The organism is Gammaproteobacteria bacterium, assembly GCA_035501935.1.
Lineage (GTDB): Bacteria > Pseudomonadota > Gammaproteobacteria > JAJPIJ01 > JAJPIJ01 > JAJPIJ01.
Window position 1 is genome coordinate 1 of sequence record DATJVC010000035.1, and the last position, 21,123, is coordinate 21,123.

A 21,123-nucleotide genomic window follows, 5' to 3' on the forward strand; every position below is an offset into this window, starting at 1 on the left:
AACAATCCTTTGCAGACGGTCAACGGCGACTTTTACCGGAGGTGATGCGTCATGGGACGACTGACTCACCTGGACATAAAGTATAGTTCAAAATCGAGAGGCGTGCCACCACTGCGTGCTAGCACGCCTTCATCTGACAGCACCCTGCCCCCGCAGTTATGGTCTAGAGCTCGTTACGAAGCATGGGTCATCATGGGTCATGGGGCTCGAGCTTTCGTGAGATGGAAAGTTCTCGGGCCGTTGCTGCGTTTCTGTGAGAGACACTGTGGTGAAGGAGTGCCGGTGTGGTTACACGTTTTCGTCGCCGGTCTGTACTGGTCAGCAGAAGACGCGGAAATAGATATCGATGCATGCTGGCTTGTAGAGGAAGCGTGGCGACGTGAGCAGCTGAGAATTACAGGCGAGGAGCTATGTATATTATGTTAAATATTGTAAACGTAAGGCGATAAGTTTGGCAAAAGGTCAGCAAAGAGTTTACAGATTTGTGCATGGGGAAATACAGGTACTACCCTACCTCAGGATACTTGCCAGCGAGTAACTGCAAAAGAGGCGCCGCGCGCGCCAGTATAATGTTGTTTAATTTACCAGCCGGAAACAGTGCTGATTATCGTCAATGAATACTTCCTGCGTTGTAAGCTGATGCATCGAGGTCGTTGATGGTTGCGAGCCTGAGCCTGTAGCCTACTCGGCTCGATGACCAGAGCGTGCCACCACCTTCTAATATATAATTCGGCACTGCGAGTGAGGGTATTAGTTGTGGGCGGATCTAACGATAATTATGTAGTATTGCTAAGCCCAAGTACGCCAGAAGAACTTTTAATGGCCTTGAAAGAATGTGTGGTGGATACGGAGTCTGGTCCAGTTGTTGTTTCATCAATTTTTGAGGTCGGGAATTGTTTCGTCGGTCTAAATATACTTCGTATTAAAGAAAAAACCCGTTTTAAGGTTCATATTCCCATCTCATGTGTTTTGGGCGTAGCAGACGCTTCTGAGGTAAAGAATCCATTTGGGTTTACCGGACTCTCGAGTTAGTGCCCTGCGTCGTTGATGGTTGCTAATCTGAGCCTGGTACGCCGGGCGTAGGTGGGGGGGTACGCTACCCTGCGCGGCCAGTCTTTGGTTTTCGTACCCAGGAAGATTTGAATTCAAGGAATAGAATGAGCCCCAGCAATAACACATGCACCCACCACAGTCCGATATAAGGGGATAAATCGCCGCGCTTGAGGATGCTGCGCGAAATGCCCAGCAGGTTGCTGTAGGTGAAGTAAAGCAGGATGCCCGTCAATATCACTCCGTAGCGATTAGTGCGGCCGGCCTGCCGGGCCAGCACCACCGCCAGCGCGGACAGCAGTAAAACGGAGATCGGCGTGGATATGCGCCACTCCAGTTCCGCCTGGTACAGGGGATTGTCGCTGCCACTGATCAGCTCGGCCGTGGGCACCGCCTTGCTGCTCTCCACCCCCTGGTCCTTGTCATCACGTTCTATGCGTACGCCGAATTTCTCATATTGGGTCACTTCATAGTCGGCCCGCCCCGGCGTGCCATCGTAACGGGTGCCGTGATTGAAGACCACGAAACGGTTGCCCGTCTTGTCCTCCACCGCCAGATAGGCGCGATCGGCCGCGAGCACGGCCTCCTTGTTCTGATCATGGTTCTGCAAAAAGACATTCTCCATGGTCTGTTTGTCGTCAGACATCTTTTCCACAAACAGCACGCGATCGCCGTTGCTGAATTCCTTGAAGCGGCCGGGACTGATACCACTGATATCGGACTCCTCCTGGGCATGCGCCTCCAGTTCCTTCATTTTGTATGTTGCCCATGGATTGCTGAACAGTGACATTACCGCCAGCACCAGCGCGACGATGATGGCGAAGCGGCGCACGGTGCTCTGCAGAAATGACGCGCCCAGCCCCGCGCCGGCAATGGCGATGATTTCGTTGTCGCGCTGCATGCGGCCCAGGGCCATGAGGATGGATACGAAAAAGCACAACGGCACCAGCAGGGTCAGCGATTGCAGGACAATCAACCCCACCAGGGTCAGGATGGCGTCGGCGCTGATTTTCCCCGCCGCGGCTTCGGAGAGGTAATTGACCAGGCTGCGACTGATAAAGATGAGCAACAGCAGCACGAACACCGCCGCAAAGACATGGAGGATCTCGCGCGTCAGGTAGCGTTGCAGGATCACGTAATCGCCGGCGGCCGGTAGGCGGTTCAAGTGAGATTTCGTTTAGAATAACATTTTTCCAGCCAAGAACGCCTCGGAATGACCGAAATATCCCGCCCCCGCGCCCCCCCATTGAGTGTGGTGATCCCCGTGCACAATGAATCGGCGTGCATCGGAACATTGATCGGCGAAATCGAACGCGCGCTCCCTGACGCAGACCGGCGCGAAATCATCGTGGTGGACGACGCCAGCACGGATGCCACTCCAGAGGCGCTGGCGCGATTGCAAAAGGACCTGCCCGGCCGGCTGCGCGTACTGCGCCACGATCGCCAATACGGTCAGAGTGCGGCGCTACGCACGGGTGTCACCGCGGCGCGCCATGATTTGATCGTGACTCTGGACGGCGACGGGCAGAACGATCCCGCGGATATCCCACGATTATTGGCGGTGTACGCTGCTTCCCCGACGGGGGCGGTCATGGTCTGCGGGCAAAGGCTGCGGCGGCAGGATTCGTGGCTGAAAAGGTTCGCCTCGCGTGTCGCCAATGGCATACGCTCCGGGCTGCTGGGTGACGGAGTGCCCGACACCGGCTGCGGTCTGAAGCTGTTCCCGCGCGAACTGTTCCTGCGCCTGCCCTGGTTTGATCACATGCACCGTTTCCTGCCGGCGCTGGTGTTGCGCGACGGAGGGCGTGTGGAAAAGGTGGCGGTGAATCACCGCCCGCGGGCGGCGGGACGGACCAAATACGGCATTCACAACCGGCTGTGGGTCGGGGTTGTCGATCTGCTCGGCGTGCTCTGGTTGCAGCGCCGCGGCAGGGTCACGCACAACAAAGAAATGGAGTGAGGCAATGAACATGGATTACATATTGGGATTCCTTGGACTGCTGCATGACAAATGCGGCAACCTTCTCACCGCACACGAGATCACCTGGATCGTGATCGGCTTCGCGGGCCAGAGTCTGTTTTTCGCGCGCTTTCTGATCCAGTGGCTGGCAAGCGAAAAGGCGAAACGCAGCGTCGTGCCGACGGCGTTCTGGTACTTCAGCATCGGCGGCAGCCTGGTCCTGCTGCTGTACGCCCTGCACCGCGCCGATCCGGTGTTCATCCTCGGCCAGTCGCTGGGCTGCTTCATCTATCTGCGCAATCTGCAACTCATCCACAGGCACCACGGAGCAATCGGCTAGAGTCTGCCCCGGAAATCCACGCATGCCCTGCCCCGCTCCCGCCCACCCTGCCCGCTGTTCGCGGACGGGTCTGCTCCTGCTGCTGATCATGGCCGCCCTGATCGGCGCCTCATACAGCGTCAGTCCGCCGCCGGAAGGCCACGAGGCCTATGTACTGCAAACCACGCGCGAGATGGCGACGCGCCACGACTGGATCGTGCCCTATTTCAACGGCGCGCCGCGTCTCAATAAACCGCCGCTCAATTACTGGCTGACGGGCGCCGCGGTGGCGCTGGGCGGCGCCGCGGACGTCGCGCCGATCCACGGCCGCGTACCGTCCATCCTCGCGGGCCTCGGCCTGTGTTTGGTGACGTTCTGGCTGGCGCGGGTGCTCTTCGAACGGCGCACCGCCTTGTTCGCACTGGCGATCATGGGCACCAGCGCGGGCTTCTATTCCTATGCGCATGACGCCCGGCCGGACATGCTGTACGCATTTCTCTGCGCACTCGGTTATACCAGCTTCCTGCACGCCCTTTACACCCGCAGTTCACAGGCGCGATGGCCGTGGCTGATGTGGCTGAGTTACGCGCTGGCCACGTTGTCCAAGGGTCCGCACGTACCGGCGATGCTGTTGCTGGCGCAGTTTTTGATTGCCCGCCGGCATGGCCTGGGCTGGCGGCAGATATCATCGGCAATCAGGCCGGTTGCGGGTCTATTGCTGCTTCTGCTGCTGACCGTGCCGTGGTGGTGGGTTCTGAATCACCGGTTGGGGGGCGCCGGGCTGCGGGGCACGCAACTGGGCGGCTCGCTGCTCGTGATCCATCCGCTGAACGTGCTGGGCTTCTATTACTTCTACCGCACCTGGCAGTTGTGCCTGCCGTGGGTGGCGCTGTGGCCCGCCCTCCTCGTCCTCATGGTGTCGTATAAAAACTGGACCGCGCCGGTGCGCGATTTGATGACATTGATATTGATCCCCGCCGTCCTGCTCGGGTTCGGCACCCAGTCGCGCTGGTTTTACATGCTGCCGGTCTTCCCGGCCATCATCACGCTCATGGCGCTCGCCACGCAAAGAAGTTTTACGGCGGGCTGGCTGTGGAGCCGCCATCACTGGCTGGTGCCGGTGCACGCCGGATTTTTTCTGCTTGCGTTGCTGGCGACGTGGCGCCACCCGCCATTGATAAAGGCTTCGGATCATCCGGCGCTGCTGGTGAACATGGGCGTGATCCTTGGGCTCGCGGGAATATGGTATTGGCTGCGCCGCCGCTGGCGTGATCCGGCGCTGGACTTGCTCATCTGCGCGTTGATATTCGCCAGCGTGTACCTCAATCCGGGGTTGCAGCGGGTGCTGTGGAGCCAGGAACGGTACGAACGCGCCGAACTGGCGCGAACCGCCGCCACTGACGCCGCCAGCCATTACATCCCGCTCATCTTCTGGGGAACGAACCCGGATATCTATTCCTACTACTCGAAGAACGGGCCGGTGAAGCTCGTCGCCTCGGTGAACGAGATAGACGCTTTTCTATCACAACGCAAACTGCGGGGCGCCGTGCTCATCCTGTTGAGCGGGAATGTTTCCCAACTGCCGCCGCAATGGCATCCACAGACCCTCGGCTCCATCCCCGGCAAACCCACATATGCCACCTCCGTCGTGCGCCTGCAACCGCAATCCTGATCGCTTCCGCAAATGACAGCCCGTCCACCCGCCACATCCCACGCCTCCCGGATTGAACATCTGCATGCGCTGCTGAAGCAACGCATTCTCATTCTGGATGGCGCCATGGGCACCATGGTGCAATGTCAGCATCTGGGCGAGCAGGACTATCGCGGCAAGCGATATGATCACTGGCACGGCAAGGACCTCAAAGGCAACAACGAACTGCTGGTGCTGACCCAGCCCGCCGTCATCGAGGGCATACACAGCGCGTACCTCGAGGCTGGCGCGGATATCATCGAGACCAATACCTTCAACGCCACCGTCCTGTCGCAGCAGGAATATTTTTTCAAGAGCCAGGAAGGCAAGCGCAAGGATCAGGCCCATTTTGACGCGGCGTTGGACGACACCACGCTGAATGAACTGATTCGAGATCTGAACATCGCCGCCGCCCGCGTCGCGCGCGCCGCCGCCGACAAGGTGGCGCAGAAGACCGGACAACCGCGCTTCGTCGCCGGCGCCCTGGGCCCAACCCCGGTCAGCGCCTGCACCGTCGTTGACGTCAACGATCCGGGCTTCCGCCCCATCCGCTTCGACCAGCTGCGCCGCGCCTACGCGGAACAGGTGCGCTGGTTGATCAAGGGCGACGTGGACGTGCTGTTGGTGGAAACCATATTCGACACGCTCAACGCCAAGGCGGCGTTGTTCGCCATAGAGGAGGTCTTCGAGGAATTGAACGTCCGCCTGCCGGTGATGATATCCGGCACCATCACCGATCGCGCAGGCCGCACGTTGAGCGGCCAGACGGTCGAGGCGTTCTGGAACTCCATGCGCCACGCCCGGCCGCTGAGCATCGGGCTCAACTGCGCGCTGGGGCCGGACCTGATGCGCCCCTTCATCGAGGAGCTTTCGAGCAAGGCGGATACGTATCTATGCGCGTATCCGAACGCCGGCCTGCCCGATCCGCTGCTGCCCACGGGTTTCCCCGAGACGCCGGAGACACTGGCGCCGCAACTGCAGGAATGGGCGCAGGCGGGTTTCCTCAACATCGTCGGCGGTTGCTGCGGCACCACGCCCGATCACATCCGCAGGATCGCAGAGTCCGTACGCGAGTTGCCGCCGCGCAAGATTCCGACTGTCGAGCGGCATTGCCGGCTGAGCGGCCTGGAGGCGCTGACCATCACGCCGGACACCAACTTCGTCAACATCGGCGAGCGCACCAACGTCGCCGGTTCGCCCAAGTTCGCGGAACTCATCAAGACTGGCAAGTTCGAGGAGGCCGTGGCCGTCGCCAAGCAGCAGGTCGAGAACGGCGCGCAGGTCATCGACATCTGCATGGACGAGGCCATGCTGGACTCGGAGAACGCCATGCGCCGCTTCGTCAATCTCATCGCCGCCGAGCCGGACATCGCCAAGGTGCCGGTGATGATTGATTCCTCCAAATGGACGGTGCTGGAGGCCGGTCTGCAATGCGTGCAGGGCAAGGGCATCGTCAATTCGATCAGCCTCAAGGAGGGTGAAGAGGTATTTGTCAGGCACGCCAGGGCGGTGCGTCGTTATGGCGCCGCCGCCGTGGTCATGGCGTTCGATGAGAAGGGCCAGGGCGACACCACCGAACGCCGCTTTGAAATCTGCAAGCGCTCCTACGACATCCTGACCATGAAGCTGGGCTTCCCGCCGGAGGACATCATCTTCGATCCAAACGTATTGACGGTCGCCACCGGCATGGAGGAGCACAACAACTATGCCCTCTCTTATTTCGAGGCCACCCGCGAAATCAAGCATCGCCTGCCGCACGCGCTGGTGAGCGGCGGCGTCAGCAACGTGTCGTTTTCCTTCCGCGGCAACAACCCCGTGCGCGAGGCCATGCACGCCGCCTTCCTCTACCACGGCATCAAGGCCGGCATGGACATGGGCATCGTCAATGCCGGCCAGCTCGGCATTTACGAAGAGATCCCCAAAGACCTGCTGGAACGGATTGAGGACGTGCTGCTCAATCGCCGGCCTGACGCCACCGAACGGCTGGTCGAAGTTGCAGAAACCGTCAGGGGCACGGCCAGGGGCAGGCAGGAGGAAGACGCCTGGCGCAAGCTCAGTGTCGGCGGGCGGCTGAAGCACGCCCTGGTCAAGGGCATCACCGATTACATCGAGCAGGACACCGAAGAGGCCCGCACCCAACTCGGCCGCCCGCTGGCGGTCATCGAAGGTCCGCTTATGGACGGCATGAACGTCGTCGGCGATCTGTTCGGCGCCGGCAAGATGTTCCTGCCGCAGGTGGTCAAGAGCGCGCGCGTCATGAAAAAGGCCGTGGCCTATCTGATCCCATTCCTCGAGGAGGAAAAGAAAAGGAATCCCGGCGGCAGCCGCAGCGCGGGGCGCATCGTCATGGCCACCGTCAAGGGCGACGTGCACGACATCGGCAAGAACATCGTCGGCGTCGTGCTCCAGTGCAACAACTTCGAGGTCACCGATCTCGGCGTCATGGTGTCCTGCGACAGGATTCTGGAAACGGCGAAGGAGATCAAGGCCGACCTCGTCGGCCTCTCCGGCCTCATCACGCCGTCGCTGGACGAAATGGTGCACGTGGCGAGGGAAATGACGCGGCTCAATTTCACCCTGCCGCTTTTGATCGGCGGCGCCACCACCTCCAAGGCGCATACCGCCGTCAAGATCGATCCCAACTACAAGCCGCCGGTCGTGCACGTCAAGGACGCCTCGCGCGCCGTCGGCGTGGCCACCAGTCTCATCAGCAAGGACCTGCGCGCCAACTTTGTTGAGAAACTGCGCGCCGACTACGACAGCGTGCGCGAGCGTCATCGCGACAAGCAGGCACGCGTGGAATGGCTCTCGTTGGCAGAAGCGCGCGCCAACAAGCTGCCGATCGACTGGACGAGCCATGCCCCTTCCCGCCCGCGGCAGCTTGGCATACAAGTGTTCAGGGAATATCCGCTCGACGACCTGGCTTCTTACATCGACTGGACGCCGTTCTTCATGACCTGGGAACTGGCCGGAAAATATCCCCGCATCCTCGACGATAAAGTCGTCGGCAGGGAGGCGCGCAAGCTTTATGAAGACGCGCAAACCATGCTGAACCGCCTCATCGCGGAGAAGTGGCTCACGGCGCGTGCGGTCATCGGGCTCTTTCCCGCCAACACCGTCGGCGAGGACGACATCGAGATTTACACCGACGACTCGCGTCGCGGCGAGTTGACGGTGATTCATTCGCTGCGTCAGCAGCAGAAAAAACCGGATGGACAGGCGAACCTGGCGCTGGCGGATTTCATCGCGCCCAAGGAATCGGGTGTGCCGGACTACATCGGCGCCTTCGCAGTCACCGCGGGTCTCGGCGCTGAAGAACACGTCAAGCGCTTTGAGCAGGCGCACGACGATTACAGCGCCATCATGGTCAAGGCGCTGGCCGACCGGCTGGCGGAGGCGTTCGCTGAACACCTGCACGAGCGTGTGCGCAGGGAATTCTGGGCCTACGCCGCCGGAGAGTCATTGGACAACAAGGCGCTGATTGACGAGAAATACCAGGGCATACGCCCCGCGCCCGGTTATCCCGCCTGTCCGGATCACACCGAGAAGGCGCTGTTGTGGCGGCTGCTGGACGTGGAGAAGGCCACCGGCATGAAAATCACCGACAGCTTCGCGATGTATCCCGCCGCCTCCGTCAGCGGCTGGTATTTCTCGCATCCCAAGGCGCGCTATTTCGGTCTGGGCAGGATCAACGTGGATCAGGTGCACGACTACGCCAGACGCAAGGGCATGGACGTGAAGACCGCCGAACGCTGGCTCTCCCCCGTCCTCGGCTACGACACCGACTGATCGCCGAGTATTTTGCGAAAGAAGAATACGGCGAGAATGCAACCCGCGATCTGCGCAATGATGAATCCGGGCGCGTCGACGGGCCGGATGCCAGTGAAGGTATCGGTCATCGATCGGGCAATCGTCACCGCCGGGTTGGCAAAGGATGTCGACGACGTAAACCAGTATCCCGCCGTGATATAGGCGCCCACCGCCGCGGGGACGGCGGCTGGTCTGTGCCGTGAACAGCAGAAAATTACCGTCAGCAGTCCGAAGGCCGCCAGCGATTCACTGAACCATTGCGACATGCCGGTTCTGGCGTGATGGGAGGCGGAATACAGCGGAAGCTCGAACATGAAGTGGGTGGCGACGACGCCGGCGGTCCCACCAATGCACTGTGCCAGGACATATGGCCATGCCAGACTCCACGACATCCGGCCCAGCCATGCTTCAGACAAGGTGACGAGCGGATTGAAATGCGCGCCGGAAATGCCGGCGAATGTGGAAATCAACGCATACAGGCCGGCGCCGGTCGCCAGGGAATTGGCCAGAAGCGTACTGGCGGTGTTGCCGCCGGACAACCGCTCACCCATGATTCCGGAGCCGACGATGGTGGACAGCAATAAAGCCGTACCGACGAACTCGGCTGTTACCCGCGACAAGGCCGTGTTCACGTCGTCCGGCCTATCTCATCCAGTTGCTTTTTCAGGGCGAGATCATCAAGCGCATCGATCGGCAGGCTGGTAAAAATCCGGATTCGCGTGGTCAATTGGGTGAAGGCCAGCCAGAAACCGCGACGTTTCTCTTCCTCACTGCCTATTATCTTCACGGGATCCGGTATTCCCCAATGCGCGGTCATGGGCTGGCCTGGCCATATGGGGCACGCCTCCTTCGCTGCGGTATCGCAAACCGTGAATACAAAATCCATCCGGGGGGCCTTCGGATCTGCAAATTCGTCCCACGACTTGCTGCGGTAAACGGCCGGGGGTAACCCGAGCGTTGCTATTTGTTCCAGCGCCAGCGGATTCACCCTGCCTGCGGGATGGCTGCCTGCGCTGTAGGCGTGGAACCGGCCCTTGCCGATGGAATTAAGGATGGCCTCGGCCATGATGCTGCGGGCCGAGTTACCCGTGCACAGAAACAGGACGTTATAAATTTTGCCTGCCATTTTGTCTTCTCCGTGATTTTGTGACCGGGACGCTGGCCATTCCGCATTCCTGCCCGCCGCAGCAGTTTTCGGTCAGATACTCAACCAGCGAATTCATGTGGTCGAAATTCGCCGAGTAATAGATGAAACGACCGTCCTGCCGTGCGTCAATGAGGCCGGCATGAACCAGTTCCTTCAAATGAAACGAGAGCGTGGCATTGGGCACGCCCAGCTTCTCCGCAATCGTTCCCGGCGCCAGTCCATTCGCGCCTTTCTGGACCAGCAGGCGAAAGATATTCAGACGTGTGTCCTGGGCGAGGGCTGACAGCGAGGCAACGGCATTCAACGGTTTCATATTTCCATAATAATGGAAATATATGACAAAATAATGAACAGGGATCGTTACGGAAAAATGTTGTATAAATAATTAAATACTATTGCCTTGATTCATAAAACGACCTTTAATCTGCATATATTCCGGCCAGACAAATCAACAAACCAAGGGTGAACGATGATCCGAGAATGGACACGCGGAGAATATACAATCAGCTCCGATCGACAGAGACTCAACATCGACGTGATTCATGGCTTCCTCGTCGACACGTACTGGGCACAGGACCGCACGCGCGAACGCGTGATGCAATCCATCGAGCACTCGCTGCCGTTCGGCCTCTACCATCGCGGGGCCCAGGTTGGATTCGCCCGCGTATTGACGGATTACGTAGTGTTGGCGTTCCTGGCCGATGTGTTCGTCCTGGATCCGCATCGAGGCAGGGGGCTGGGCAGCTGGCTGGTCGAGGTGATTACGACGCTTCCGGAGCTTCGGCAGATACGGCGATGGCTCCTCGGCACGCGCGATGCACATGAGCTGTATCGGAAATTCGGGTTCGCAGAGCCGAGGCAGAACGTCCTCATGGAGCGGGTTGACGTACATAGCGACCGCTCGTCATTCAAGCTGGACGGGTTTTAAACCGTCAGTGCAGAACGGGCGGATGTGACGATGCGCAGCGCCTCTTCGGTCGTGCCGGCGACGGCATTGATATGGCCCATCTTGCGGCCGGGACGGGCCTCCGACTTGCCGTAAAGATGCAGTTTGGCTTCCGGGACGGCGCACAGCCTGTCCCAGCGCGGTTCCCCCCTCCCCCATAAATCACCGAGTATGTTCGCCATCGCCGCGGCGGGTCGCAGCAGCGCGGACGATCCAAGAGGCAATCCGCAAACGCTGCGCACTTGCTGCTCGAATTGACTGGTCACGTGGCCATCGATGGTGAGATGACCGGAGTTGTGCGGCCGCGGTGCCAGTTCATTGACCAGTAATTTGCCGGCGCGGTCCAGGAAAAATTCCACACACAGCACACCGACCACCTCCAGTCCCTCCATCACCGCGCGGGCGATCTCGAAGGCCTCCTTCACGACGGTCGGAGACAAATTGCCCGGTGTCACTGAAGTATCGAGGATGTGATTGCCGTGGGTATTGATCATCGGTCCGTAGAAGACCATTTTGCCGTCGAGTCCACGAGCCGCGATGATCGAGCACTCGTGCTCGAAATCGATGTGGGACTCCAGGATGCATTCCTGATTTTTGAGGCTTTGCCATGCGGTATCGGCCTCTGTGGACTTGAAGATGACGGCCTGGCCCTTGCCGTCGTAGCCGAAGGCCGCGGTTTTGAGAACGGCTGGCACGCCCAGTTTCTGCAACGCAACCGACAGTTCAGCGGAAGTTTGCACCGGCTCAAACGGCGTCAGCGGGATGCCTTGATCGCGCAGCCAGGTTTTCTCGCGCCGGCGATTCTGCGTGGTGTGCAACACCTGCCCGGCCGGCCTCACTGGTGCGTAACGCACCGCCGTTTCCGCCGTGGCCGAAGGCACGTTCTCAAACTCGAACGTCACCACCGCCACGCCCTGCGCGAAACGGGCGATGGCATCCAGGTCTTCGTAGGCCGCGCGCACTTCAACGTCCGCGATCTGTCCGGTGGGTGTATCCGAATCGGGCGACAGCACATTGACGCGATAACCCATGCGCCGGGCGGCGATGGCGAACATACGCCCCAGCTGGCCACTCCCGAGTACGCCGAGAGTGGCGCCCGGAAATATTGGTTTATTCATGGAAGAGAGGCTTTGCGGACGCGCCGGGTCTGCGCATCGCGGAATTTCTGAAGCTTCTTCTGCAACGTTGCGTCCTGCGTGGCGAGTATGCCCGCCGCAAGCAGTCCGGCGTTTTTGGCGCCCGCCTCACCTATCGCCACCGTCGCCACCGGTATGCCGGCAGGCATCTGTGCGATGGACAGCAGCGAGTCAAGGCCGTTCAGGCTCTGGCTGCGCACCGGCACGCCGATGACCGGCAGCAGGGTCTGCGACGCCACCATGCCGGGCAGGTGTGCGGCGCCGCCCGCTCCGGCGATAATCAACTTCAGTCCGCGCCGTTGGGCGGTGCTGGCATATTCCGACATCCAGCCCGGTGTGCGATGCGCGGAGACGATCTGTTTTTCGTGCGCGATGCCGAATTCTTCCAGCACTTCGGATGCCAGTTTCATGGTTTCCCAGTCCGAGCGGCTGCCCATGATGATGCCGACGAGGGGCCGGACGCGTGATTTCTTCGGTTTTTTCCGCTTGTTCATAGAAGGACACCATTATCCCAAATTGAGGGGCGGATTTCGAACCAGATATTCACTCTTGCGAGTCAGCTTGATGCGCGCAGTCGCCAGCGCCTCAACGCAATGAGCGCCCAGATGGCCTCGACCACGCCGAACGGCCAGGCGCCCTGCAAAAAGCCATAGATCGAACCGAGGATACACGAGGCCGCGAATCCAAGAATGAACCATGCACTTTTCTGCTCCAGTGCGTAGCAGATCACCATTGCAGTCACAGCAAACAGGCCGAATGCCGTCAGTGCGTCCATTGATTCAATCCGTACTCGCGAAGAAGCCGGTGACTTCCTCGCGATCATGATACAGTTGTTTGAAGCGTAATGAATGAGGACGACCGCGCAGGCCGGCCTCAATCAGCGCGCGGCAGCGTTGAAATTCTTCGTAGCGGCGTTTCATCGGCAGCTTGAGATTGAAGATCGCGCAGCGGCAGTCACCGCGTTTGAACCATGTTGCCATCAGTTGTGCAATCCGCGACGGCTGCTCCACCATGTCGCACAACAACCAGTCTACGCGGCGGCGCGGCTTGAAGGTGAACCCATCGGCGCGCAGATGTTCCACATCGCCGCTGTTCATCACCCTTCGATCCATTGCACCGTTGTCCACGGCGATGACCCGCAGTCCGCGACGCGTCATCTGCCACGTCCAGCCGCCTGGTGCGGCGCCCAGATCCACCGCTGTCATGCCGGGCTTCAGCAACTGCCTCCGCTCTGTATCAGTAAGAAACACGTACAGTGCCTCTTCCAGTTTGAGTGTCGAGCGACTGGGCGCCGAGACCGGCATCTTCAATCGCGGGATGCCCAATGGCCATGGCGCGCAGGCGTCGGTCAACGCCGCGCCGAGCCACGCGCCGGCGGAGGTGTCGAAAAGGACGTGCAGGCGCGCATCGGCATTGTCTGCCAGACGCTGCATGTCGTTTAAATTCTGCCGGAGGGGTTTGGTCAGGGCGCGTGCCAGGGGCGACAGCACCCGGCCGGCCTGACTGTCGGGATGTTCGATCCAGACATCGCAGAACCGCCCTTCGGCGGGCAGTGCGCGCAACAGTGGGGAAATCCGATCTCCACGCGACAAACCCGTCAGGCGCGCCGTGGCGTGCCACAACTGGCGCGCGAACACCAGGGTCCGCCAGTTGACGCGCGCCAAAGACTCTCGCCACGATATCGCGCCGTCCAGTTTCAACGTGACAAAGGCACTGCCCGCCTCCGCCGTGGTTTCACCATCGGCCAGATCCGCGGCACGCGACTGTTCGACAAGTTCCCGGGCGCATTCCTTTTCAAAGCCGGCGCGGCAATAGGCGATCAAATGTCCCATGTTGGCTTAGAATAACTTTCCGTTTTCCACATGCACAATATCGAATGCGCACAATTCTGACACGCCTATTCAAGTACGCCTGTCTTGTTCTGGTGCTGATGATCGGTATTTCGGTGCTGGCTGTATACGCGATACGCCAGTATCCGCCGCCCACCAGCGCCTTCATGCTGCGCGCGTCAGTGCTGGCGGCCATGGATGGACGCAATGACTATGTCACGCATTATCAATGGATGGACATGGATCGCCTGCCGCCGATTGCGGGCCTGGCGATGGTGGCCGCGGAAGATCAACTTTTCCTGGAGCATCATGGCTTCGATGTGGAATCCATGGAGGAGGCCCTCCAGCGCAACGCGGAGGGCCATCGACTGCGAGGCGCCAGCACCATCAGCCAGCAGGTTGCCAAGAACCTGTTCCTGTGGCCGGGCAGGAGTTTCGTGCGCAAGGGGCTGGAGGCCTGGTTCACTGTGCTGCTGGAATGGCTGCTGCCCAAGCGGCGCATTCTGGAAATTTATCTCAACGTCGCCCAGTTCGGCGAAGGCATTTACGGTGTCACGGCGGCGGCACAGCACTATTTTCACAAATCACCGCTGGAACTCGCGCCCGTCGATTACGCCCTGCTGGCGGCGGTGTTGCCCAATCCGTTGCGTCTGCGGGTGGACAAGCCCTCGATCTACGTGCGCACGCGTCAGATCTGGATATTGGGCCAGATGCGGCATCTGGGACCGGGCTACATGGAGAAACTCTAACGGTGCGCCAGCTGGCTGTGTTTGACCGAATACATAAAGAAAATCACCATGCCGATGATCAGCCAGATCAGGAACCGCCACCAGGTGATCACCGGCAGAAAAATCATCAGGGCGCCGCAGGACAACGCCCCCAGCACCGGGATCAGCGGACTGCCGGGAAGCACGAAGGGCCGCGGCATGTCCGGGTGGGTCCGGCGCATCACGATGACACCTATGCAAACCATGACGAAGGCGGCCAGCGTGCCGATGTTCACCAGCTCCGCCAGTTCGCCGAGCGGGATGAAACCGGCAATCACCATAATGACGAGGCCGCAGATGACGATCACGCGCACCGGCGTGCGGGTGTACCGATTGGCCACCCCCAGCCATGCGGGCAGCAGGCCGTCGCGGCCCATCGCGAAGATGATGCGCGTGAGGCCGTAGTACAGCACCAGCATCACGGTGGTCAGCCCCATGAAGGCGCCGACCGAGACCAGTTTGGTGGCCCATTCGACGCCGACCTGCTCCAGCGCATACGCGACCGGATAGGACACGTTCAGTATTTTGTACGGGACCATGGCCGTCAGCAGGCCGGAAACAATGATGTAGATCACCGTGCAGAATGCCAGCGAACCGATGATGCCGATGGGCAGATCCCGGCGCGGATAGTGCGCCTCTTCCGCCGCCGTGGAAACCGCGTCGAAACCGACGTAGGCGAAGAACACGAGCGATGCGCCGGCCAGGACGCCGATCGGCCTGCCGTCCTCGCCGTGCCCGAACCAGCCGTAGGGCATGAACGGCGTCAGATTTTCCGAATGCACATTGCCCAGGGCGACGACGATGAATACCGCGATCGTGGACAGTTTGATGATGACTGCAATGGTATTGGTGCGCGCGCTCTCCTTGGCGCCGACGACAAGCAACAGCATCAACAGGAAAACGATGCCCATGGCCGGCAGGTTCATGTAACCGCCAAGCTTGGGCGCCTTGGTCAATGTTTCCGGGATCGTGACGTTGACGATGCTCAGCACCTTGCCGAAATAGCCCGACCAGCCGTTGGCCACCGCTGCCACCGACACGCCGTATTCGAGGATCAGATCCCAGCCGATGATCCAGGCGAAGATCTCGCCGAAGGCGGCGTAACTGTAGCCATAGGCGCTGCCACAGCCACCGACGCTCGCCGCCAGTTCCGCATAGGACAGCGCCGCGAAGGCGCAGGCGATGCCGGCGACAACGAATGACAGGACCACCGCGGGGCCGGCCTGCGTCGCCGCCGCGATGCCGGTCAGCACGAAAATACCGGTACCGATGATGGCGCCGATGCCGAGCAACGTGAGATCGAATGCGGTGAGACAGCGGCGCAACCCGCTGCCCGAATAGTCATCACCGGTCAGGGGTTTGGTGCGAAACAGGGAGCGTCGCATCATTATTCTTCAGAGTTTGAATCAGATCTCAACCTGGTAACCGACTTCAACCACGCGGTTCGGCGGCAGGCGGAAGAACCGGGCGGCGCTCAGGGCGTTTCGCGACATTACTGCGAACAGCTGCCGGCGCCAGAGTGACAGCGTCGAAGGCGCCGTTCCCGCAAGTATGGTCTCGCGCCCGAGGAAAAAAGTGGTGTCCATCGGATCGTAGCGAAAATGCGGCGTCACTGTTTCTTCCAGCACGCGCGGGAGGTCCGGACGTTCGAGGAAGCCGTAGTTGACGGTGACCCGGATCAATCCTCCTCCCACTGGTTCGATCTCGATGCGCTCTTCGGGCGGCATGTAGGGAATGCGTTCCGTGTCCACCGTCAGCAGAATCACGGTTTCATGCAGCACCTTGTTGTGTTTCATATTATGCAGCATCGCTCGCGGGATGCCGGCGTTTCTGGCGGTCAGAAACACCGCCGTACCGATCACACGCACGGGCGCATTTCTGCCCGTCAGGCTTTCGAGAAACAATTCGATGCTGAAATGTTCCTCCGCCACCTTGTGTACCAAAAGATCACGCCCTTTCTTCCATGTGTCCATGAGCGTAAAGATTACCACGCCGACAACGACGGGCATCCACCCGCCGGCCGGTATCTTGAGCAGGTTGGAAGTGAAAAATATGGCGTCGATGCCAAGGAAGGGGGTGAGCAGTGTCAGCGCCAACCAACGCGGCCACCGCCATATGCGTCTCGTCACAAAATACAGGAACAGTGTGGTTGCCAGCATGGTGGTGGACACCGCCACCCCGTAGGCCGCCGCCAGCCGGCTCGAATTGCGGAACCCCAATACCAGGGCCGCCGTGCCCAGCATGAACACCCAGTTCACCATCGGCACGTAGATCTGTCCGATGGATTTTGCCGAAGTCTGCTGGACTTCCAGGCGCGGGCAATAACCCAATTGTATCGCGGAATTGGCGACGGAAAAGGCACCGGAGATCGTCGCCTGTGAGGCAATGATCGTGGCCATCGTCGCCAGCAACACCATGGGCAACACGCCCCAGGCGGGCACGGTCTGGTAAAAGAGGTTGCTCGCGGCCTCCGGCGCGCGCAGCAACAATGCGCCCTGACCGAAATAATTCAGCAACAGGCTGGGCAGTGCCACGAAGGTCCACGCGATCTGGATGGGTACGCGCCCAAAATGTCCCATGTCCGCATACAGCGCCTCCCCGCCAGTGACCACCAGAAACACCGAACCCATCACCATGAAGGCCAGCCAGCCATTGTTCGTGAAAAAACCCAGGGCATAGTAAGGGTTGAGCGCCTGTAATACCGCGGGCGTCTGCCAGATGGATTGCAAACCGATGAGCGCCAAAACCATGAACCAGAGCAACACAATGGGGCCGAAGATGCCGCCAATGCGGGCAGTGCCGTAGTGCTGTCCCACATACAGAAGCACCAATATGATTAATGACAACGGAATAATGACAGGATGAAACAGGTGGCTCTCGACCTGCAAACCCTCAACCGCGCTCAACACCGAGATGGCCGGCGTAATCATCGCATCGGCGAACAGCAGCGAAGTGCCGACCAACCCCAGGAAGATGAACAACGGGCGCGCAGGCGCGCGTTTGCGGGTGCGTCCCACCACCAGCGCCATCAATGCCAGGTTACCGCCTTCACCGCGGTTGTCCGCCCGCAACATCAAGGCGACGTACTTTATGGAGATGACCAGTATGAGAACCCAGAAAATCAGCGACAGTATCCCGAGCACGTTATCGTGTGTGATGGAGAGTTGTTCATGCGCAAGGAAACACTCGCGGATGGCATACAATGGGCTGGTACCGATGTCGCCGAACACCACGCCCAGCGCGCCCAGCACCAGATACCGGCTGTATCCGGCGGTATGCTCGCCCCTTATAAATTGCGATGCCGGTCTAGACATGGTGCGTGCGCACCGGAATGGCAATCAATCGCACGAGATGCAAATGGGGATCCGGACCGGCGGGGGATTTCATCAATATTGTTCTTCCGTGGAACTATGAGGGTGGATACGGGCGGTGTGGAATGTCCCACTCATGTCCCTTGAGCATGTAATCCCAATACAAACGCGGCAGGCCGTATTTCTTGAGCAGCCACCATATCAGACGCTCGCGATCCGGCCGGAGAGGGAATGTCGGCGTTACCCTGCCGTCATAACTGAACTCCGCGAGCATGACCGTATTGAGCGAAGTCGTCAGCGGACAGGAGGTGTAGCCATCATAGCCCGGCGATGGCGAACGGCCCGCCGCCATGGCCAGAATGTTGTTCACCACCACCGGCGCCTGTTTGCGGATTGCGGCCGCGGTTTTTGATGTCGGCGCCGAGCTGGCATCGCCCAGACTGAATACGTTTGCGTATTTCACGTGTTGCAGCGTGTTGGGATTTACGTCCACCCAGCCTGCCGCGTTGGCAAACGGGCTTTGTTTGATGAAATCGGGCGCGCTTTGCGGCGGTGTCGCGTGCAGCATTTCGAACTCCATCTCCAGACGCTCCTTCGCGCCATCCCTGCCGGTGCGTTCGAAGGTGGCGATGCGCTTGGCGCCGTTCACCGCCACCAGATTATGTTGCAGGAGAATTTGTATGCCATGGCGGGCGGCAACCTTCTCCAGCGCACTTGAGAAATAAGGCACGCTGAAGAGCGTGGCGGCGGCGCTTAAAAAATGCAGATGGGCATGCGCCATTACACCCCGCCTGCGCCAGTAGTCGGCCGCCAGATAGGCGATCTTCTGCGGCGCGCCGGCGCATTTGATGGGCACCGGCGGCTGGGTGAAAAGCGCGGCACCGCCGCCGAAACTTCGTAGACAGTCCCACGTGTAGGTGACATGGTCGGGCGAATAGTTGCTGCATACACCGTTGCGACCCAGTGCCTCGCGCAAGCCGGCAACCTTGTCCCAATCCAATTGTATGCCGGGGCACAATACCAGATGGTCGTAGTGCACCTGCGGTCCGGCGGCGAGCGCCAGGGTTTGCTGTTCGGGCTGGAAACCGACCACGCGATCGCGCAGCCACTCGGCACCGGCGGGTATCAGATCGGCCTGCGCGCGCTGTGTGCGCTCGAAGTCATAGACGCCGGCGCCGACGAGGGTGAAGGCGGGTTGATAGTAATGCGTTGCCGCCGGGTCGATCAGTATCACCGACAGCGCCGGCTGCCTGCGCCGCAGACCGGCAGCGACCGTAATCCCCGCCGCCCCGGCGCCGACAATGACGACAGTCATGGCTTGACTCATATCCCTCCCCTGCTCCCCGGCCGTTATTCTACCGCATGCGTTCCAATTCCAGCAGGTATTCTCCGGCCTGCAGATAATGACTGTCGGAACGCTCGACGCGCGAGGACTTGACCAGTCCGATGCCCGGTGCATACCAGTCGTAGCTCTCGACCTCGACATCGGCGAAGTGATTGCCGCGATCGACACGGATCGTCACTTTGCCCGTCGCCCGCGTTTTCAGGCAGTGCGTGAAGTGGCCCGCGGGGACGTCCACCGTTTCATCCATGCTCACGATCTCGTACTGCAATGGCAATTTTGTCGTGCCCGGCGTAACGCGATCGGCGGGTTCGTAGGTGCGGCTTTGGATTAACGACAAATGGCTGGGCAGGGACCAGTTCGCGCCGACCGTCGGCGGCAGGGGCAACAGATAGTGATCCGGCTCATCCTTGTCGCCACCCTCCTCTCCCAGGTTCCGGGTTGACAATCGTTCTATGCCTTGCGGCGAACGCCGGTAATAGGAAAGTTTGTTGCCGGACTGTTCCTGGACATAAACCGTCTGCCCGGAGGCATTGCTCTCCTGCAGGTTGCGCACGATCTGTTTTTGCCGGGATTCGCCGTCGAATGTGCTGATCTTGAGTGAATACTCCCAGGACAATCCAGGACGCAGCGGGTAATAATCCCCGCCAGACGAGCCGCAACCGGCCATGAACAGCACGGCCACGAGTGTGAAGCGCGCCAATATCTCCCGCCGTGCCATCGAGGTGCCCGTGCGCAATGTTGATCAATTCAGGGCCGAGTAAAGCAGTGAACGATATTGCTTGACCAACGGTCCGCTGCCACCCGCGAGCGTGAAGATTTCCAGCATGGCCTTGCGGGCGCCGTCGCCGGCGTGCCTGCGATCCCGCCTGACCAGCTCAAGCAACGCCGCCAATGCCTCTTCATAACGCCCCGCCAATGCCAGGCGCAGGCCATAACCGTAACGCGTCCCGCTGTCGGCCTCCGCGCCCGCCATCGCCGGCACCAGCGTGTCAAGATCCGGAACCTCCGCGGCGCTGTGGAATAAACGCACTGCGGCCCATAACGGCGCTGTCATCTTGTCCTGCCGGCGATCCTCCGGCAGCCGGTTCAAGATTTTCTCCGCCTCCGCATAATCACCGTCCATCACCAGCAACCGCGCCAGCTCCAACAGCAGATGATGGTCATCGGGTGTTTTCCCAAGCTGGCGGCGCAAAGCGTCGATGCCTGCCTTGACGTCCATCGGTGGCGCCACCGGCGTCGTCTCGGGTTCCGCTGCGGCGGCGGTGATGTGGCGATTCAACATCTCGCGAATGACGGATTCGGTCTGCAACCCCACAAAACCATCGACCACGCGCCCGTTCTTGAACAGCATCACCGTCGGCAGGCTTTGAATGCCGCATTGCATGGCCAGCGTCTGCTGGCGATCCGTGTCGATTTTCGCGAGCGCGAATCGCCCGGCAAATTCATGCGCCAGCTTGTCCAGGATCGGCGAGAGATTTTTGCACGGGGCGCACCATGTCGCCCAGAAATCCACCAGCACCGGCACGTTAGCCGAGCGCAGCAATACCTCTTGCTCGAAATTCTGCTCATCAACGTCCACGGATGGCTTGGACGTTGTTATCTTGTCAGTCGTCATGTGAGAGAATTATAAACCAGCCGCGTCGCAATTTGCCGCGCGGGATTATGAAAAATCGATGAACCCGGCATCTCACCACTCCCATCCATCATCATTTGTATAAAACATCATGCGCCTGGAACGACTGCCCTTGCTGGCATTGATTGCCCTGTCGATCATCTGGGGCTACAGCTGGATCGTCATGAAGATCGCCATGCG

Annotated in this window: 19 protein-coding genes; 6 read left to right on the top strand and 13 right to left on the bottom strand. The window is 60.1% G+C overall.

The window, feature by feature from the left end; genetic code table 11:
* Positions 1-1,096: 1,096 nt before the first annotated feature.
* Positions 1,097-2,215, bottom strand: a complete 1,119-nt coding sequence (gene lptF / locus VMH34_09535) for an LPS export ABC transporter permease LptF (GenBank protein HTT09016.1) — start codon at positions 2,213-2,215, stop codon at positions 1,097-1,099.
* A gap of 48 nt (positions 2,216-2,263) precedes the next feature.
* On the opposite strand from lptF, the gene VMH34_09540 reads away from it, so the two are divergent.
* The 4 genes from VMH34_09540 to metH are packed head-to-tail and all read left to right on the top strand — an operon-like array spanning position 2,264 to position 8,808.
* Positions 2,264-3,010, top strand: coding sequence for a glycosyltransferase family 2 protein (locus VMH34_09540; protein HTT09017.1), 747 nt, complete (start codon positions 2,264-2,266; stop codon positions 3,008-3,010).
* 4 nt (positions 3,011-3,014) lie between these two features.
* Positions 3,015-3,350: a lipid-A-disaccharide synthase N-terminal domain-containing protein gene (locus VMH34_09545; GenBank protein HTT09018.1), complete on the top strand. Its 336-nt coding sequence runs from the start codon at positions 3,015-3,017 to the stop codon at positions 3,348-3,350.
* Between the two features lie 22 nt (positions 3,351-3,372).
* Positions 3,373-5,001, top strand: coding sequence for a glycosyltransferase family 39 protein (locus VMH34_09550; GenBank protein ID HTT09019.1), 1,629 nt, complete (start codon positions 3,373-3,375; stop codon positions 4,999-5,001).
* Between the two features lie 12 nt (positions 5,002-5,013).
* Complete coding sequence (metH, locus tag VMH34_09555) at positions 5,014-8,808, top strand: methionine synthase (protein HTT09020.1); 3,795 nt, start codon at positions 5,014-5,016, stop codon at positions 8,806-8,808.
* On the opposite strand, the gene VMH34_09560 is transcribed toward metH, so the two are convergent.
* From VMH34_09560 to VMH34_09570, 3 genes are read right to left on the bottom strand one after another with little or no spacing between them, the layout of a single operon-like run.
* Positions 8,793-9,461 carry an MIP/aquaporin family protein gene (locus VMH34_09560; protein ID HTT09021.1) on the bottom strand — a complete coding sequence of 223 codons (669 nt, stop codon included), beginning with the start codon at positions 9,459-9,461 and terminating at the stop codon, positions 8,793-8,795. The two genes, metH and VMH34_09560, sit on opposite strands and share 16 nt — an antisense overlap.
* Positions 9,458-9,955 (bottom strand): arsenate reductase ArsC, encoded by a 498-nt coding sequence (locus VMH34_09565; protein ID HTT09022.1) that lies wholly within the window; start codon positions 9,953-9,955, stop codon positions 9,458-9,460. The genes VMH34_09560 and VMH34_09565 overlap by 4 nt, the downstream gene beginning before the upstream one ends.
* On the bottom strand, positions 9,936-10,289 hold the full coding sequence (locus tag VMH34_09570) for a metalloregulator ArsR/SmtB family transcription factor (GenBank protein HTT09023.1): 354 nt from the start codon (positions 10,287-10,289) through the stop codon (positions 9,936-9,938). The genes VMH34_09565 and VMH34_09570 overlap by 20 nt, the downstream gene beginning before the upstream one ends.
* A gap of 156 nt (positions 10,290-10,445) precedes the next feature.
* Here VMH34_09570 and VMH34_09575 point away from each other — a divergent pair, with 156 nt between their 5' ends.
* Positions 10,446-10,904, top strand: a complete 459-nt coding sequence (locus tag VMH34_09575; GenBank protein HTT09024.1) for a GNAT family N-acetyltransferase — start codon at positions 10,446-10,448, stop codon at positions 10,902-10,904.
* Here the strand turns inward: VMH34_09575 and VMH34_09580 are convergent.
* The 4 genes from VMH34_09580 to rlmM all read right to left on the bottom strand — a co-directional run bounded on the left by VMH34_09580 (position 10,901) and on the right by rlmM (position 13,890).
* Complete coding sequence (locus tag VMH34_09580) at positions 10,901-12,040, bottom strand: 5-(carboxyamino)imidazole ribonucleotide synthase (GenBank protein ID HTT09025.1); 1,140 nt, start codon at positions 12,038-12,040, stop codon at positions 10,901-10,903. The two genes, VMH34_09575 and VMH34_09580, sit on opposite strands and share 4 nt — an antisense overlap.
* A complete protein-coding gene (gene purE / locus VMH34_09585) occupies positions 12,037-12,552 on the bottom strand; it encodes a 5-(carboxyamino)imidazole ribonucleotide mutase (GenBank protein ID HTT09026.1) in 516 nt (171 codons plus the stop codon). Before purE ends, VMH34_09580 begins: the two co-directional genes overlap by 4 nt.
* Before the next feature lie 62 nt (positions 12,553-12,614).
* A complete protein-coding gene (locus VMH34_09590; GenBank protein ID HTT09027.1) occupies positions 12,615-12,833 on the bottom strand; it encodes a hypothetical protein in 219 nt (72 codons plus the stop codon).
* Positions 12,834-12,837: 4 nt separating this feature from the next.
* Entirely contained in the window at positions 12,838-13,890 is a 1,053-nt protein-coding gene (gene rlmM, locus VMH34_09595; GenBank protein HTT09028.1) for a 23S rRNA (cytidine(2498)-2'-O)-methyltransferase RlmM, read from the bottom strand.
* Between the two features lie 44 nt (positions 13,891-13,934).
* Here rlmM and mtgA point away from each other — a divergent pair, with 44 nt between their 5' ends.
* Entirely contained in the window at positions 13,935-14,636 is a 702-nt protein-coding gene (gene mtgA / locus VMH34_09600; GenBank protein HTT09029.1) for a monofunctional biosynthetic peptidoglycan transglycosylase, read from the top strand.
* On the opposite strand, the gene VMH34_09605 is transcribed toward mtgA, so the two are convergent.
* From VMH34_09605 to trxA, 5 genes are all read right to left on the bottom strand, one after another.
* Positions 14,633-16,039 carry an amino acid permease gene (locus VMH34_09605; protein ID HTT09030.1) on the bottom strand — a complete coding sequence of 469 codons (1,407 nt, stop codon included), beginning with the start codon at positions 16,037-16,039 and terminating at the stop codon, positions 14,633-14,635. The genes mtgA and VMH34_09605 overlap by 4 nt on opposite strands.
* Positions 16,040-16,060: 21 nt before the next feature.
* Positions 16,061-17,968 carry a potassium transporter Kup gene (locus tag VMH34_09610; protein ID HTT09031.1) on the bottom strand — a complete coding sequence of 636 codons (1,908 nt, stop codon included), beginning with the start codon at positions 17,966-17,968 and terminating at the stop codon, positions 16,061-16,063.
* Positions 17,969-18,062: 94 nt separating this feature from the next.
* On the bottom strand, positions 18,063-19,280 hold the full coding sequence (locus VMH34_09615; GenBank protein HTT09032.1) for an FAD/NAD(P)-binding oxidoreductase: 1,218 nt from the start codon (positions 19,278-19,280) through the stop codon (positions 18,063-18,065).
* A gap of 40 nt (positions 19,281-19,320) precedes the next feature.
* Positions 19,321-20,046, bottom strand: a complete 726-nt coding sequence (locus tag VMH34_09620; GenBank protein ID HTT09033.1) for a hypothetical protein — start codon at positions 20,044-20,046, stop codon at positions 19,321-19,323.
* Positions 20,047-20,052: 6 nt separating this feature from the next.
* On the bottom strand, positions 20,053-20,925 hold the full coding sequence (gene trxA, locus VMH34_09625; protein HTT09034.1) for a thioredoxin: 873 nt from the start codon (positions 20,923-20,925) through the stop codon (positions 20,053-20,055).
* Positions 20,926-21,123 lie beyond the last annotated feature (198 nt).